The organism is Trinickia symbiotica, from assembly GCF_003028655.1.
In the GTDB taxonomy this organism is placed as follows: Bacteria; Pseudomonadota; Gammaproteobacteria; order Burkholderiales; family Burkholderiaceae; genus Trinickia; species Trinickia symbiotica_A.
On the sequence record NZ_PYUC01000015.1, the window covers coordinates 158,218 to 172,620 of the forward strand.

Annotated in this window: 18 protein-coding genes and 1 pseudogene; 8 read left to right on the forward strand and 11 right to left on the reverse strand. The window is 60.7% G+C overall.

Translation table 11 applies throughout. The annotated features are described in order from the left end of the window. Positions 1–32: 32 nt before the first annotated feature. A complete protein-coding gene (locus C9I57_RS25970; RefSeq protein WP_107153456.1) occupies positions 33–905 on the reverse strand; it encodes a phytanoyl-CoA dioxygenase family protein in 873 nt (290 codons plus the stop codon). Between the two features lie 296 nt (positions 906–1,201). Between C9I57_RS25970 and C9I57_RS25975 the strand changes: the two genes are divergently transcribed. From C9I57_RS25975 to C9I57_RS25985, 3 genes are all read left to right on the forward strand, one after another. Further along, on the forward strand, positions 1,202–2,218 hold the full coding sequence (locus tag C9I57_RS25975) for an ABC transporter substrate-binding protein (protein ID WP_107153457.1): 1,017 nt from the start codon (positions 1,202–1,204) through the stop codon (positions 2,216–2,218). A 251-nt stretch (positions 2,219–2,469) separates the two neighbouring features. Continuing rightward, the gene (locus C9I57_RS25980; protein ID WP_258187820.1) at positions 2,470–3,300 is read left to right on the forward strand and encodes an ABC transporter permease subunit; all 831 of its coding nucleotides are present in this window, start codon (positions 2,470–2,472) and stop codon (positions 3,298–3,300) included. Positions 3,301–3,302: 2 nt separating this feature from the next. After that, complete coding sequence (locus C9I57_RS25985; RefSeq protein ID WP_107153459.1) at positions 3,303–4,073, forward strand: ATP-binding cassette domain-containing protein; 771 nt, start codon at positions 3,303–3,305, stop codon at positions 4,071–4,073. 95 nt (positions 4,074–4,168) lie between these two features. Here C9I57_RS25985 and C9I57_RS25990 read toward each other — a convergent pair whose 3' ends face one another. Next, positions 4,169–4,744: a TetR/AcrR family transcriptional regulator gene (locus C9I57_RS25990; protein ID WP_107153460.1), complete on the reverse strand. Its 576-nt coding sequence runs from the start codon at positions 4,742–4,744 to the stop codon at positions 4,169–4,171. 145 nt (positions 4,745–4,889) lie between these two features. On the opposite strand from C9I57_RS25990, the gene C9I57_RS25995 reads away from it, so the two are divergent. Beyond that, positions 4,890–5,579: a glutathione S-transferase gene (locus C9I57_RS25995; RefSeq protein ID WP_107153485.1), complete on the forward strand. Its 690-nt coding sequence runs from the start codon at positions 4,890–4,892 to the stop codon at positions 5,577–5,579. A gap of 70 nt (positions 5,580–5,649) precedes the next feature. Here the strand turns inward: C9I57_RS25995 and C9I57_RS26000 are convergent, their stop codons facing one another. From C9I57_RS26000 to C9I57_RS26010, 3 genes are all read right to left on the reverse strand, one after another. Then, complete coding sequence (locus C9I57_RS26000; protein WP_107153461.1) at positions 5,650–6,132, reverse strand: OsmC family protein; 483 nt, start codon at positions 6,130–6,132, stop codon at positions 5,650–5,652. Continuing rightward, a complete protein-coding gene (locus tag C9I57_RS26005; protein ID WP_219909912.1) occupies positions 6,129–6,557 on the reverse strand; it encodes an amino acid-binding protein in 429 nt (142 codons plus the stop codon). The genes C9I57_RS26000 and C9I57_RS26005 overlap by 4 nt, the downstream gene beginning before the upstream one ends. A gap of 174 nt (positions 6,558–6,731) precedes the next feature. Further along, complete coding sequence (locus C9I57_RS26010; RefSeq protein ID WP_107153462.1) at positions 6,732–7,610, reverse strand: NmrA family NAD(P)-binding protein; 879 nt, start codon at positions 7,608–7,610, stop codon at positions 6,732–6,734. A 207-nt stretch (positions 7,611–7,817) separates the two neighbouring features. On the opposite strand from C9I57_RS26010, the gene C9I57_RS26015 reads away from it, so the two are divergent. Further along, positions 7,818–8,732, forward strand: coding sequence for a LysR family transcriptional regulator (locus C9I57_RS26015; protein WP_107153463.1), 915 nt, complete (start codon positions 7,818–7,820; stop codon positions 8,730–8,732). A gap of 36 nt (positions 8,733–8,768) precedes the next feature. On the opposite strand, the pseudogene C9I57_RS33375 reads toward C9I57_RS26015, so the two are convergent. From C9I57_RS33375 to C9I57_RS26040, 5 genes and pseudogenes are all read right to left on the reverse strand, one after another. Beyond that, a pseudogene (locus tag C9I57_RS33375) lies at positions 8,769–8,879 on the reverse strand (transcriptional regulator); the annotation flags it as partial. 22 nt (positions 8,880–8,901) lie between these two features. Further along, positions 8,902–9,198: a 4Fe-4S dicluster domain-containing protein gene (locus C9I57_RS26025; protein ID WP_107153464.1), complete on the reverse strand. Its 297-nt coding sequence runs from the start codon at positions 9,196–9,198 to the stop codon at positions 8,902–8,904. 1 nt (position 9,199) lies between these two features. Beyond that, positions 9,200–9,514: a hypothetical protein gene (locus C9I57_RS26030; protein ID WP_107153465.1), complete on the reverse strand. Its 315-nt coding sequence runs from the start codon at positions 9,512–9,514 to the stop codon at positions 9,200–9,202. A gap of 12 nt (positions 9,515–9,526) precedes the next feature. Further along, entirely contained in the window at positions 9,527–10,111 is a 585-nt protein-coding gene (locus C9I57_RS26035; protein ID WP_181321955.1) for an RNA polymerase sigma factor, read from the reverse strand. A gap of 73 nt (positions 10,112–10,184) precedes the next feature. Further along, the gene (locus C9I57_RS26040; protein WP_107153467.1) at positions 10,185–11,105 is read right to left on the reverse strand and encodes a LysR family transcriptional regulator; all 921 of its coding nucleotides are present in this window, start codon (positions 11,103–11,105) and stop codon (positions 10,185–10,187) included. 127 nt (positions 11,106–11,232) lie between these two features. On the opposite strand from C9I57_RS26040, the gene C9I57_RS26045 reads away from it, so the two are divergent. Next, positions 11,233–12,624: an MFS transporter gene (locus C9I57_RS26045; protein WP_107153468.1), complete on the forward strand. Its 1,392-nt coding sequence runs from the start codon at positions 11,233–11,235 to the stop codon at positions 12,622–12,624. Between the two features lie 79 nt (positions 12,625–12,703). Continuing rightward, a complete protein-coding gene (locus C9I57_RS26050; RefSeq protein ID WP_107153469.1) occupies positions 12,704–13,105 on the forward strand; it encodes a hypothetical protein in 402 nt (133 codons plus the stop codon). Positions 13,106–13,189: 84 nt separating this feature from the next. Here the strand turns inward: C9I57_RS26050 and C9I57_RS26055 are convergent, their stop codons facing one another. Next, positions 13,190–13,609, reverse strand: a complete 420-nt coding sequence (locus C9I57_RS26055) for a DUF1810 domain-containing protein (RefSeq protein WP_107153470.1) — start codon at positions 13,607–13,609, stop codon at positions 13,190–13,192. 182 nt (positions 13,610–13,791) lie between these two features. Between C9I57_RS26055 and C9I57_RS26060 the strand changes: the two genes are divergently transcribed. Further along, complete coding sequence (locus tag C9I57_RS26060) at positions 13,792–14,232, forward strand: hypothetical protein (protein WP_107153471.1); 441 nt, start codon at positions 13,792–13,794, stop codon at positions 14,230–14,232. Positions 14,233–14,403: the final 171 nt, after the last annotated feature.

Genomic DNA, 14,403 nt, shown 5'->3' on the forward strand with positions numbered 1-14,403 from the left:
CCATGAAGTGGTGCGCTGGGCTTCTCACTCGTTCAGTTCCACCACCCGGCGTGCTCGCGCTTCGGCTGCCGAAGAACGCCATCCGGGGTACGGGGTGGCTCAATCTCGAGCAGGAACCGATGCGCCGGCGGCATGCGCTCATAGAGCTGGGACGTCAGGTGGTCAATCTGAACGAGTTGTTGGGGAAGATCGCGTCGAGTGTACGTCAGATGCAGCACCCGGCGGTTCGCATCGTTCTTTTTCAGCGTGCCACTGTGCCAGCCCGACGCGTTCATGACGAAGACGCTGCCTGCGCGACCGGTCAGATGAACTTCGCCCGGATACGGCGCGTCGAGGTCCGCGGGAATTCGCTCGCGGTCCTCTTCCGAAATGGGACCCGGCTCCCAGTCGCCTTGGTTGACAACGGGCACATTGATCGGCGCCCATTTATGGGAACCCGGCACGACTCGGGTCGGTCCGTTTTCCAGCGTCATGTCGTCAAAGAGAACGACGGCGTTGACCACCCACCAGTCGTCAGCGAAATACTTGGGCACGTCAACGTGCAGCTGTTGATGGCCGAACCCTTTTATCGGATCCCGCAAGTTGGCTCCATGCACCTTGATCTCGCCGAGTAGGTGGTGCGCCGCGGCCAACACCGGCTGAAGCTCCAGGCATTGATCGAACGCCGCGCTCTTGTTGAAGATGTTCGATATGCGACGTGCACCGGGCTCAACGTGCACTTCATGCCCCCCTGTCAGGCGCTCGATTTGATGGAGTCGCTCGAATTCCCTGGCCATCGAGCGACATTCGTCTGGGCTCAGAAGATCCTCGACGAGGAAGTAACCTTTTTCGTCTAGGTCTCGCAACTGGTCACACGTGAGCGCGTCGCTGACTCCGAGCTCCCGTATCGCTTGTTTCGTGTACATGAGGTCGCGTCTCCATTGGGCGTTGCGTTGCTCTATTCGGCGAAACGTTTAGCGAAACGTTTCGATGGGCCTTTTATAGCAAGTGTGCGTGTCCATAGACATCCGGGTTTTTACCGAAAACTCGCGGAAACCACCTGCGACATAGGGGTCGATTGAGGCAACAGCCTCCATGTTTACCCGACGGTTCATTGACAGGTATTGCAACGCTTCCTACAGTTGGCGAAACGTTTCGCTAAACGTTTAGCTGCGCCCCTGGCACGCAGCACCTCTTCGGAAACGCATTCAAGGAGACAGTGATGGCCAAGAAGCCTTCGATTCCCGTTCGTTTTTTGCACACGCGCCGCCGCGCGCTAGGCGCCGTATTCGGCGCCCTCATGCTCTCGGTCATCGCCGCTCCTTCCGCTTATGCGACGAAGGACCACCCCGTTGTCGCCCTGTTGCCGGGCGTGGTTGACCCGTTCTACTTCACGATGTACCACGGCGCGCAGAAAGCAGCGGCCGAAGACGGTGTCCAACTGCTGTTTCAGTTGCCGAAAAGTTGGAATACGACCGAGCAGGTGCCCATCCTCAAGGCGTTCATCGCCAAGCACCCTGATGCGATCCTGATTTCGCCTGTCGACGCGCAGCAACTGATCGAACCGCTGACAGAGGCGAAGGATGCAGGAATCAAGGTGATCACTGTGGACACCTTCATCGGTACCGGCCGGTATCAGACCGGTAGCGGAAACGCGGATTTTCCGCGCTCATTCATCGCGTCTGACAACGAGGAAGGCGGACGCATCGCGGCACGAACGCTGGCAAAGGCGATCGGCGAGAAAGGCGTCGTGTTCTGCGAAAGCCTGAAGCCGGGCGTGTCGAGTACCGATGCACGCGTGCGGGGCTTCCAGGACGAAATGAAAAAGTACCCGAAGATCAAGGTTCTGCCGACGCTCTACAGCGAAGACGACGCGAACAAGGCGGTCTCCGATGTGTCGGGGGTGTTGGCACGGGAGCCCGGACTTTCCGGCGTGTTTGGAACGAATACCTTCTCAGGCAAAGGCGTTTCGCAGGCATTACAGATGGCGGGAAAAAGCGGCAAGGTGAAGCTCATCGTGTTCGACGCCGTGCCGGGCATCGACAAAGACCTGAAGAGTGGCCTTGTCGACTATGCCATCGCGCAACGGCCAGCCGACATGGGTTACTACGGCGTCAAGTACGCGGTCGACGCGATCCGTGGCAAACCGATCCCGAAGGAAAAAGACACGGGCTTCGTCGTTATGGATAAGTCGAACATCGATAATCCCAACGTCAAGCAATTCATCTATTCCAACTGATATTCGCCGGCGGCGGCCCGAAACCGCTGTCCGGTGTTTGCACTGAGGCATTCGGAGACATTGCAATGCAAAAGTCCCCTTCACTTCCGGGCCTGCAATCCGTAACGCGCTTACCGTGGGCGGCGAGGATCGATTATGCAGACCTTGTCGGGCGCTTCTGGCCTTGGCTCTTTCTCGCGGCGCTCTGTCTCTTCTTTGAAGTCTGGACACAACTCACCCAGCACAGATCGTTTCTCGTCAATGACTACAACTTGCAGTCGATCGCGCTCGCCGCGAGCGCACCGATGCTTCTCGCGATTGGGCAGACGTTCGTGATCGTCACCGCCGGCATCGATCTGTCGGTCGGCTTCGTGATGGGCCTCGCCGCGGTGTGCGCGGCACAGTTCACGCTGCTTGGCGGGGCATCGGCTTGGTCGCTTTGCCTTTCGGTTCCGCTAACGATTGCCGTGTCCGTCATTCCCGGTGCGATTAACGGCGTTCTTGTTGCACGTTATCGGGTACCCGCGTTTATCGGAACACTGGGCATGTATGGCATCGCCCGCGGCGTTGGGTTTCTCGCCGCCGGCAGCGGTATGACGGTATCGGTTGATAACCCGGGACTGCAATGGCTTGGCTCGGGCTGGAACCCGGTGATCGTCACAGGCGTGTTGTTGGGTTTGATGCACTTCATTCTGTCTCGTACCCGCTTCGGCCAATACACCTATGCGGTCGGCGGCAACGAACAGTCGGCCGCTCGCGCAGGCATCAATGTGCGTCGGCATCTGATTGTGATTTACATGCTTTCAGCGGCCTTCGCTGCGGTCGGGGGCATCGTCTACACGGCGAGATTTTCCGCAGGCTCGGCCACCGCCGGGGAACCGATGTTGCTTAACTCCATCGCCGCTGTCGTGATCGGGGGCGCAAGCTTGTTCGGCGGCACTGGCAATCTGGTCGGTACGTTAATCGGCGCACTCATCATCGCCGTGATCGAGTTCGGGCTGGTATTCATCAACGTCGATGCGTTCTGGCAATTCATTGCGGTGGGCGTCGTCATCATTGTCTCGGTGCTGATCGACCAGTACAAGGAACGTCTCGGAGTTTAATCATGAGCCAACCTCTACTTGAAGTACGGAATGTGTCGATTCGCTTCGGCGGCGTCGAGGCGCTCAAGAAGGTGTCGATGGAGGTCTATCCGGGTGAGGTGGTCGCACTGTGCGGGGACAACGGTGCGGGCAAGTCGACATTGATCAAGATCATCTCAGGCGTTTATCAGCCCAGCGAAGGCCAAGTCTATTTTGATGGCGAACCACTCGATATGCGCGATCCGCATGACGCGCGTGCGAAGGGCATCGAGACGATCTACCAGGATCTTGCGCTTGCCGACAATCTCGACGTCGGCAGCAACATCTTCCTGGGGCGTGAGCCGTTGAACCGACGGTTTGGCGTAAGCACGATCGATCGGCCGCGCATGGCCGCGGTGGCGCGCGAGGTGCTGGACCAGCTCGACATTGTGATACCGGAAAAGAAGATCTATGGACCCGTCAAGATGCTCTCGGGCGGACAGCGCCAAGCCATCGCCATCGGACGCGCGATTTACTGGAACGCACGGGTCTTGATCATGGACGAGCCCACGGCCGCTCTTGGCGTGCCCGAGCAGAGAAAAGTGATGGAACTGATCCTTGGGCTCAAGAAGAAAGGCGTCTCCGTCATCCTGATTTCACATAATTTGCACGATATTTTCAGTGTGTCGGATCGAATCGTCGTGCTACGGCGGGGTGAGGCGGTCGGAGAAAAACGTGTTTCCGAAACCGATGGCGAATCGGTGGTCAAAATGATGGTCGGCGACGAGTACGCGGCAACGAAGTCGGCTGCTTGAGAAAAAACGGCAGTCACGACGCTCCCCCCTTCAGGCCGGAACGTCTTGGCCGTCGACATTGAAACGGGAATCGCCCCGTTCGTGGTGCTTCACTGCTACACGGGCAAGAGGCCCGCTTTGCGATAGTTTTCGATCAGTGCGTCATAGAGGGAGAGGTCGGAACGGCTCCTTGCGATGAGCTGAGCGCCGGCGATGGCGGCAAAGATCGCTCGAGCCCGGTGTTTGCTCTCCCGAGAACCGACTACTGCCGCTGCGGCCAGAACCTTGCTCAGCCACGCTACATTGACATCGGCGAAGGTCCGGACCTCTTTCATCACGACTTCCGGGAGGTCGTCGATTTCGGCGGCCATGAAGCTGCAAAGGCATATGCGGTTGCCGGTCTCGAGCGCCTTGCGGAATGTATCTGGATAGTGACGCAGGCATTGCAGCGGGTCCTGCGATTTAGCCAGCATGTCATCCAGAGCCGCCGCTGACTCTTCCCAGTAACGCCTCGCTACGGCCGCGCCGAGATCGGCCTTGCTCTCGAAGTGGTGGTAGATGCTCGCGGCCTTGATACCCACCTCGTCCGCCAGATCACGATAATTCAACCCGCTGTAGCCGTGCGTCTGCGCGAGCCTCGTCGCGGCTACGAGGATTCTCTCTCTCGAGTTCGGGCTCGCGTCATTTCGCACTGCTTCAGCCTCCGCAAACAGAAAACGGGTGTTGACACCGCGTATTGTACCTTATATCGTTAACCTAACGAACGTTAGGTAGATGAATGGGTGGCATGTCTTCACGCTGTCCTATCCGATGCAACCGACTATGGAGCGCCCCGCAATGACTTCCAATACCGCCAATTTCAATGCAGCATCACTGCCAGTGATGAAGGTCTACGACTTCCCGACAGGGCCCTACCCAACACGTGTCCGTATCGCCCTCGCCGAAAAAGGGCTGCAATCGCGCGTCGAGTTCGTGATGGTTGATCTTTACAAGGGGGAGCATAAAAGGCCCGAGTTCATCGCGGGCAAAAACTATTCGGGCACGCTGCCGGTCCTTGAACTCGAAGACGGAACCTGTATTGCCGAGTGCACTGCCATTACCGAATACCTCGACGCGCTCGATTGCGTACCCACGCTCACGGGAAACACACCGCGCGAAAAAGGCATGATCCACATGATGAGCAAGCGCGCCGAGTTGGAGCTGCTCGACGCCATCAGCGTCTATTTCCATCACGGCACACCGGGACTGGGCCCCGCCGTCGAGACGTATCAAAACCCCGAGTGGGGGTTCCGTCAACGCGACAAAGCACTGAGGGGCATGCGCTACTTTGATGCAGTTCTGCAAAGACAGCCGTATGTCGCGGGCGAGGCGTTCTCGATGGCTGACATCACTGTCATCGGTGGTTTGATCTTTGCGATGCTTGTGAAGCTGCCGGTGCCCGAGGAGTGTGAGGCGCTTCACGCCTGGTACGCGAGAATGCTGCAGCGACAGAGCGTCAGGAATCAGCCGGTGTTCGCCAACCCCTGACCCGAGCCGCAACTGACCGGCACGAATCAGCGCCGCGACGAAACGCGCGGACTCAGCAATCTATCGTGCCCTAAGCCGGCTCTCGGCGAACAGTTGGCTCAATGGCGACCTCAAAACTTATCGAGTTCGCAATGAAGCAATGGCGATGCGCGAGTTGGTGGAGCTCGTGCGCCTTCGCGACGTCGATCGCGTCGTGCCGTGCGTCGAGCACGATCTGCGGCCTCAACGCGACGTTCGTGAATGCACCCGCGCCATTGGGCCGTACCTCGAGCGTGCCTGATGCGTCGTCGTGATAGCCCGTCACGATCAATCCCTGCTGCGAGCACAAGTGCAGGTACCAAAGCATGTGGCAGGCCGAGAGGCTCGCGACGAGCAAGTCTTCGGGATTGTGGCGTGACGCATCCCCCCGAAACGCCGCGTCGCTTGAACCGTCGATAGTCGGTTTATCGGCTACAGCGATCACGTGGTCGCGGCCGTAGGACGTATAGCTTCGCGTCCCGACTCCACGCGCGCCGGTCCAATCGATCGTAACCGCATACCTATGGCGCGTCATATGCCCGCCGCGGTGACGAACCGAGTGGCGGCCGCGCGCTCGCGCTCCCAAGCTTCTGAGACGGCCTGCCCCTTCGTATAGTCATCGACCACGAGAATCAATCGATGATCGTGATCGCTGTACATCACTTCGATATTGACATCGGCCTCGGCCATCTGTCGTGCGATTTTGCCGAGCTGCCCCGGCACGTCCTGGCGCAAGCGCTGCACGAGGACATCGTTGACGGCCCGCACCGCAATACCCGCGCACTCAAGTGCAAGCTGCGCAGCCTTCCCGTCTGAAAACAGGAAATGCGCAACGCCTCGGCCATCCACGACCCAGACGCCGCCACCCTCGACGCTTATGCCCGCCTGCCCCAAAATCTCGCCCATCCTCGCCAACGCGCCCGGCTGATCATCGAGTTCGATTGCAACGTCTTGCATCATTTGCTCTCCACTTGGTTGTCTTCGGTAGCGGGCTCGCCCCCGTTGCGGTTGTCAGGCTGAGCCTGGTGTGGAGACGACTTTAGCGGTGCGGCAGCGATCGACGTTTCAGCGCGACACGAAACGTCGATCAATTCGAGCAGTGTCCGGACGAGCAAAAAACAAGTCGCCGGTGCTCTATCGGCTTTGGTCAGATTCGGCGTGACACAGCTCGCCCAGAACCGCCTCCAGTTCGACGTTGCCGCACAAGATTTCATCAGAATGGCTTTCGAAATCGATCCAGCCTTCGTTGAAGCCGTCCAGCATGCGCATGCGGAATAGAGGATGCTTCATCCCCTGCCTGCGGAACAGCGCTTCCCACGTTCGCCTTTCGACAACTTCCGCACGTACCGGACGACCCAGCGCGCGGGCGAACGCCAATGCGAGATCGTTAGGACTCACCCGGCGTGGACCTTCGAGCTCGACGACGCGCACACCACTCCATGTCTGCTGAAGCAGTTCGGCTGCAACGCGGCCTACATCCGCGGTAGCGACCATCGGCACGGGCTTGTCGAGCGGCTGCAGGTAACTTGCAATGACACCATCGTCGCTTGCAGACGCAACATCCCATGCGGCGTTCTCCATGAACCAGCCCGGCCGCAGGAACGTCACCGGCATCGGCATCTCGCGCAGTGCCTGCTCCATCAGCGTGCGTTGAGTAAGCAGATTGAGTTCCTCAGCCTGGGCACCGATCGTCGACAGGCAAACGACCTTGTCGGGCCGCGCCTTCAGGAGCGCCGTGGACACGGCCTCGATCACCTTCCGCGCTTCAGGAAACCCTGGCTGCGGGTCGAACTCCGAAGGCGGGAGGATGAAAACGCCCGTCGCGCCTTCGAACGCGGCGGCGAGCGACGAAGCGTCTTCCATGAAAGCCGTGGCGATCGCGCAACCTCGCTCTGCCCACGCCTCTGCACGCGTCGCATCGCGCACGACCGCTCGCACCGGCTGACGATTGGCCAGCAGCTCGCGGGCCAGTGCGCCGCCGACCTTGCCGGTGATTCCTGTTATTGCATACATTGCTCGTTCTCCATGTGGATATAGCCTCGGTGAGACGCATTTTGGACAAACACCGGTCCAAACAAAATGACATGGATGGAATTAGATAAGTGACAAGCTGTCACTAATCAGGCATGCTGAAGGAGATGCCCGGCACCGCCGCACGGCGCAGCGTTGGCCTTCAGTTGATCGGCCGCGATCTGTCACCCTGCATTGACTCGAACAACGATGAGATCCAGTAGCGAGAAGCTTTCCGGCAGCATCAGCGTGTTCGCCGCCGTAGTGGATGCAGGAACGTTTGCGGCCGCGTCGGAAGTAATCGGAATGACGCCACCAGGTGTCAGCCGGGCGATTGCGAGGCTCGAAAAAAGATTGAACATCCGGCTCTTCAATCGCACAACGCGCTCCGTCTCCCTGACTGAAGAGGGTCGCCGCTTTTACGAGCAGGTCATGCCCCATCTGGCCGGGCTGGAGGAAGCCGCCGCTGTCGCAGCAGGTGGCGCCTCCGCCGTGCGTGGAAAGCTCAGAGTCAATCTGGATCCGGTCGTCTACCGGGCCATTCTCGGGCCACAACTCGATGCGTTCATGGATGCGCACCCCGAACTCGAAATCGAGTTCATCGCGCGAGATAGCCTAGGCGACCTCGTCATGGACGGCTTCGACCTCGCCGTGCGATTCGGCGAGCCCAAAGCGTCTACCCTGATCGCGAGAAAGCTGCTCGATACCCGCATCGTGACGGTCGCGTCGCCCTCCTACGTTGCTCGCTGGGGGCGCCCAGCCAAACCCGAGGATCTTGAAAGTCGAAGGCACAGATGCCTTGAATTTCGCAATCCGGAGACAGGCAAGCCGTTCCCGTGGGAATTCCATCGCAAGCGAAAACGCATTGTGGTTGACACTCGGGGACGTCTCACGGTCAATGATCCGGGTGCCCTGCTCAACGCCTGCCTTGCCGGTTCCGGAATTGCGCAGATGTTGCTGCTCGGTGCCGCGCCACTGATCGCTGACGGCCGATTGATCAATCTCTTGCCCGAATGGGCAGACGAACGGTATCCCTTATATCTCTACTACCCATCCCGGCATCATGTGCCGGCAAAAACCCGAGCTTTTGTCAACTTTATGGTCGAACTGACGGGCAATCACTAGCGCCTCGCGCAGGCTAGCGCTGTCGCGGCGGACTGGCGAGGCAATACCCTCGCGCTCGAGCCAAGAACGGAACATCACGACGAGTTGATCGCCAGCCTTCGCGTCGGCGACATAAGTGCAATAGCTGCGCGACGGGAGCCGAGGACCGCAATCCTCCGTGAAGGCGCGTTCAGCTCGCCCGAGTCAGCTTGATCGCGCGCTCGGGGCAGGCCGTCACGCACAGTCCGCACGAACGGCATGCGTCGGCGTTCGGCGTGTAGGCGACCTGCATGCCGTGCACGCGCAGCTTGAAACGATGAAGCACGCCGAGGCCGCGGTAATCGGCCTCGTCGATGCGCCGGATCTCGAATACGTTCTCGGGGCAAACTATGAGGCAATCGCCCTTACCCTCACATCGGCGCAGATCGACAGCCGGCACGATCACGCCCGGCGGCTGCTTGCAGGCAGTAGTCGATGAATCGCGCATCTCATTCCCCTTTCGGCGCTTCGCGCCGCGCATGCCATGCCGAGCGGAAGCGCTCGCGCTCCTCGGGCGTCATCGCTTCCCACTTGCGCCAATGGCGCTTGTGGCGCCAGCCGCCACCGTGGCCGCGAAATCCGCCGAACAGAATCCGGCTCAGCACGAGCAAGCCGAGCGCATGCGCAAAATCGATCGTGCGCGCGCCGACGAAGAGCGCGGGCATAACCCAGTTCCAAAGGAGCGTGACCCCCCATCCGAGCGCGCCGATCGCCACGAGTACAAGCGCGGCCTTGCCGACACATCTGATTTTGCGGTAATTCATCGATCGACTCCGTTAGATATCGAGTTCCTCATAGGTGTCCTGTAATCGCGCGCGCAGGTGCAGCACCGCGTAGCGCTTGCGTGCGAGCAGCGTGTTGATCGCCACGCCGCTTTGCGCCGCCATGTCCTTGAAAGTTCGCCCTTCCAGCTCGTGCGCGATAAACACCTCGCGCTGATTTGCGGGCAACTCGTCGAGCGCTGCTTGCAGCGCCTCCAGCAAGACGCTGCGTGCGTAGAGCGCTTCGGGGCCGGCATCGTGAGCGGGCAGCGCCAGATCCAGCCGGTAGTCGTCTTCGTCCGCGGTGGCGTCGCCGTCGGACAGCTCGACGAGCGGCTGTTCCTTCTTCTTGCGGAAAGCGTCGATGATGCGATTGCGGGCGACGCGAAAGAGCCATGCGCTTGCCTGCTCGATCGGCGCGGGCAAACGGTAGGCTTGCACGAACTCGTGGAACACGTCTTGCAGGATGTCTTCGGCGTCGCTCGGGTCGCGTACACGGCGCCGGATGAAATTCCCGAGCCTCGTGCGCTCGCGCACGATGGTCGCGGTCATGTCGCGGTCTCGTTCGTTCATCGCGTCCGAAGTGAATGGAGGGTCCATGCGCTTGAAGACGAATGGGGCGCGCGGATATTGTGGACGGTGAGAGGAATTTTTTCTGGAGATGTCGTTGCGCTCACTCCTCTGCCTTTACCGAATCTCCAAAACGCTCCACGACGAACTCGACGAAGCTCCGAAGCTTCGGCGTCATCTGCCGATCGCGCAAATAAAGCAGGTTGAGCGGCCGCGAAGGCGGCGCGTAGTCCGGGAGCACCTTGACAAGCCGCTCCGCCTTGAAATCCGCATCGACAAGTAGGCTCGGCAACATCGCGATACCCATGCCGGCGAGCGCGGCCCTGCGCAGCGCGTCCGCATTGTCGATCTTCAAGCGTCCGGCAATCGGAACGCTCACGCGACCGTTTGGCCCGGACAGCGCCCATTCCGCTTGCGACGAGCGCATTTCGGAACGCAGCGGATAGGCGTAGCTGAGACATTCGTGAGCTTGAAGTTCCTCCGGCGTCGCCGGTAGGCCCTCTGAGGCGAGGTATGCAGGCGACGCACATAGAACGAGGCGATACGGCCGTAAAGGGCGTGCAACCAGATCAGGGCTGCCGGGCGTACCGATCCTGATCGCTGCTTCGAAACCATCCTCCATCAGATCCGACAAGGCGTCGGCCGCGACGACATCCAGCTGAACCTCCGGGTAGCGCTGGCAATAGTCCGCGATGGCGGGAACAAGGCACTCGTTGTTGAAAATCACCGGCGCAGTGATGCGCAAACGCCCGCGAGGCGTCGCATGATGATCGAGAGCTAGCCTGTCGGCGTCGCTGACGAGATTGAGAATTTCGACACAACGCTCGTAATAGACCTGCCCGAATGCGCTGATCTGCTGCTTGCGCGTCGTGCGGTGTATGAGCCGGGTGCCGAGCCGAGCTTCAAGCGCCTGCAGATAATTGCCGACCATCGTCGGCGACAGGTCGCAGGCAAGTGCAGCGGCTGTCAGGCTACCGGTCTCGACTACCTGCACGTAGGCGGTCATTGCTTTAAGAAGGTCCATTTCCCAATAATAGTTGGTTCTGCGCCAATCGGCACCCGCTTTATCAATTAGAACGGGGGAATTAAATTGTGCCGTGGCCAACGATCGAACGCCCCGTTCGCATCGCGCCAAATCGAAACGGCTCATCATGGAAAGACAATTCGCATCCGCGCGATCGCCTCGCCTCGCCTTGCTTGCCGCCAGCCTTGGCTTCGTGATCATTTGTCTCGACGTCACAGTCGTGAACGTCGCGCTCGAACGCATCCAGGAAACCTTATCCGTCGGCGCCACGGAGCTCGAGTGGATACTCAACGCCTACACCCTCGCCTTCGCCAGTCTTCTGCTCAGCGCGGGCGCGCTCGGAGATCGGCTCGGTGCGCGGCGCGTCTTCGTCGGCGGTTTTGCGTTGTTTACGCTGGCATCGATAGCATGCGGTTTCGCGCCCAACGCGAGCGCGCTGATCGGGTCGCGGGCCGCGCAGGGAATCGGGGCCGCGCTATGCGTGCCTTCGTCGCTGTCGCTTCTCAACGCCAGCTTTCCCGACGCGTCCGCGCGCGCGAAAGCGGTGAGCATTTGGGCAGGAACGGCCGCCCTGGCGCTCGGAGCGGGTCCCGTCGTAGGCGGCGTACTCGTCGGTCATTTCGGCTGGCCGAGCATCTTTCTGATCAACTTGCCGTTCGGCGTCGCCGGCATCTGGCTGACGTTGGCGCATGCGCCGGATTCTGCGCGCAATGCGGCGCGCCATATCGATTTGCCCGGGCAGGCACTGGGGGTAATGTCGCTCGCCGCACTGACGCTGGCCGTCGTCGAAAGCGGAAAGCTCGGCTGGGCAAGTCCGGCGGTGATGGCGGGGCTCGCTTGTTTCGTCGTATTCAGCGCGCTGTTCGTCATCATCGAAAGGCAACAGTCGCATCCCATGCTGCCGCTTTTGCTCTTCCGGATATCGGCCGTCAACGTGACGTCGGTGGTCGGCCTGCTCCTCAACTTCGGCTATTACGGCCTGATGTTCGCGATGAGCCTCTTCTTCCAGACCGTGCAGGGCTATACGCCGCTCGACGCTGGCCTGGCCTTCCTGCCGATGACTGCCGTCGTGACCGTGGCCAACCTCGTGTCCGGAAGTCTCACCGCGCGATTCGGCTACCGTCTGCCGATGGTCGTCGGACAGGCGCTCGCGGCGATCGGATATTTGTCGTTCGCGATGATCGGTGCTGGCAGTAGTTACCTGGCGATCACGTTGCCGTTGCTGGCGATCGGTATCGGGGTTGCGCTGGCCGTGCCATCGATCAATGTCGCGCTGCTGGCTCATATCGATCCGCCATACACTGGCATCGCTTCAGGCGTCCTGAATACCGCTCGTCAAATCGGAGGCGCGCTCGGAGTCGGCGTATTCGGATCGCTCTTTATCGGAACGGTCAGCGATAAAGTCAGCGGCTTGCACGCGGCCGCGTCGATAGCAGGGAGCGGGATGGTGGCCGGGGCGCTGATCGCGCTGTCGGTTCTAAAACGGGCAGGGTCGCCGGTGCGGCCCGACCCCGCATAGGGCTACAAGGGCAAGGCTCGGCAGTAATAGCCAGTGCAATTACAATCCCCTACTTCGTCTCCACAACCCTGCACGCATCGTGAAACATCTCCTTGCGGCGACACTCGCACTCGCCATCGTAGCCACAAGCACGGCCGCCATAGCCCAGACAGCCGGCACCAGCGATACATCCGAGCAGCAGTGCGCCATCGGCTATGTGACAGGCATCGGCGGATCCGCGCAGAGCGTTCGCGAATATCTGGCGACGCCGGACAACAGCAAATATCGCTATCTCGCGGATAACCCGATCCAATGCCGGATTTCCGACGAGGGCCGCGCTTCCGCCTGCACCGGACTCACAAACCTTCGCAACGAGAGAGTCAGCGTGTATGACGACTCGGGCGGCGCAACGATGACCGTCGTCGCCCGTGTCGAGCTCGACCAGGGAACATACCCTGTAATTATCGTTGTGCGAAAGCAGGACGTGCGGTGCGAGCACTGAATGTGCGCGCACTCCACGAGCCGCTGCCATCGAACGTAAGCCGCCATGCCGCTAAACGACGCGTAGGAAAGCGTCTGCATGCGCCTAGATCCGCTGCAGCGTCTTAGTATCAGCCTCGCCCGCGAAGTACTTACGCAGCGCTTGTAGAAAGATTTGGTTGTCTTCCGTCGCGCGCGAAAACAGCGTCATCGACGAGCGAAACTTCATGTAGTCCGGATAGCCAAAAATCTCCTCGATCGAACGACGCTCCACGTCGTTCACGAGCCTCGTCGCCTCTCGCAGGCGCTCGCTCAACACCGGATGCTTCAAATAAGCCTGCGCTTCGGCAAGCGACGAAATCGCGAACCGCTCCGCCGTCGCGCTGCTCCCAAGGCCCTCGATCTGCGGAAACACGAACCAAATCCAATGACTGCGCTTATGGCCCTCGCGCAGTTCCTCGAACACCTGCGTGATCACCGGATTTTGCGCATCGACGAAGCGCTGAAGGTCGTAAGGGTCGTCCATCTCGTTCTCCTGTGTGCCGGGCGGCAAACGTACTGCTCAGTCCATTCTCGCCCTGCCCACGGAGGCCGGCAAGTCAACTTTGTTACACCTCTTACCGAAGCCGAACCGCCGTGTTACAGGAGCCTTTCGACTCTCCGCTATACTCCGCGCTGCCTCAAACAAGTACACGTCAGGCCTCTAACATGTCGAAGAAACTCATTCAGATCGTTGCTGCCGCGGCGCTGAGCGCCGCAGTGTCGTTGCCCGCGCTCGCGAGCGACTTGAACAATGCGCTCGGTGGGGCGCTCGGCGGCGCCGCCGGTGCGGCTGTCGGCGGTGCGCTAGGCGGGAGCACGGGCTCCGTCATCGGCGGCGCGGTAGGCGGCGGCGCCGGCGGCGCGCTCACCTCGAATCGCAGGGAGCGCACGGGCGCCATCATCGGCGGTGCGCTCGGCGGCGGCGCAGGCACCGCTGCCGGCAATGCGATGGGCGGACGCAGCGGCGGCATCATCGGAGCCGCGGTAGGCGGCGGCGCAGGTGCGGCGGTCGGCGGCAACATCTCGCGATCGAACTCGTACGATAACGACTACCACCGCGGTTACCGGAGAGGCAAACACCATCGCCGGCACCACGACGACGATTAATAAGCCGCCCGCTTCTCTCGCGCATTCGCCGCAGCCGCAACATCGGCGGGAAGCGTGCAAGCAGTCGCCGTCTGGCGCCATGCACGCTTCACCGCCCTCGTTTGCATCACTCCGCCCGCGGCGCCTTCGGCGCAGTGACGATGTCGATCTCCCTCATCGCCCGCCCCACTT

Coding starts and splice junctions, on each gene's coding strand:
- C9I57_RS25970 (WP_107153456.1), bottom strand. CDS start 905: ATGTACACGAAACAAGCGATACGGGAGCTCGGAGTCAGCGACGCGCTC.
- C9I57_RS25975 (WP_107153457.1), top strand. CDS start 1,202: ATGGCCAAGAAGCCTTCGATTCCCGTTCGTTTTTTGCACACGCGCCGC.
- C9I57_RS25985 (WP_107153459.1), top strand. CDS start 3,303: ATGAGCCAACCTCTACTTGAAGTACGGAATGTGTCGATTCGCTTCGGC.
- C9I57_RS25995 (WP_107153485.1), top strand. CDS start 4,890: ATGACTTCCAATACCGCCAATTTCAATGCAGCATCACTGCCAGTGATG.
- C9I57_RS26000 (WP_107153461.1), bottom strand. CDS start 6,132: ATGACGCGCCATAGGTATGCGGTTACGATCGATTGGACCGGCGCGCGT.
- C9I57_RS26005 (WP_219909912.1), bottom strand. CDS start 6,557: ATGATGCAAGACGTTGCAATCGAACTCGATGATCAGCCGGGCGCGTTG.
- C9I57_RS26010 (WP_107153462.1), bottom strand. CDS start 7,610: ATGTATGCAATAACAGGAATCACCGGCAAGGTCGGCGGCGCACTGGCC.
- C9I57_RS26015 (WP_107153463.1), top strand. CDS start 7,818: ATGAGATCCAGTAGCGAGAAGCTTTCCGGCAGCATCAGCGTGTTCGCC.
- C9I57_RS26025 (WP_107153464.1), bottom strand. CDS start 9,198: ATGCGCGATTCATCGACTACTGCCTGCAAGCAGCCGCCGGGCGTGATC.
- C9I57_RS26030 (WP_107153465.1), bottom strand. CDS start 9,514: ATGAATTACCGCAAAATCAGATGTGTCGGCAAGGCCGCGCTTGTACTC.
- C9I57_RS26035 (WP_181321955.1), bottom strand. CDS start 10,111: ATGGACCCTCCATTCACTTCGGACGCGATGAACGAACGAGACCGCGAC.
- C9I57_RS26040 (WP_107153467.1), bottom strand. CDS start 11,105: ATGGACCTTCTTAAAGCAATGACCGCCTACGTGCAGGTAGTCGAGACC.
- C9I57_RS26045 (WP_107153468.1), top strand. CDS start 11,233: ATGGAAAGACAATTCGCATCCGCGCGATCGCCTCGCCTCGCCTTGCTT.
- C9I57_RS26055 (WP_107153470.1), bottom strand. CDS start 13,609: ATGGACGACCCTTACGACCTTCAGCGCTTCGTCGATGCGCAAAATCCG.
- C9I57_RS26060 (WP_107153471.1), top strand. CDS start 13,792: ATGTCGAAGAAACTCATTCAGATCGTTGCTGCCGCGGCGCTGAGCGCC.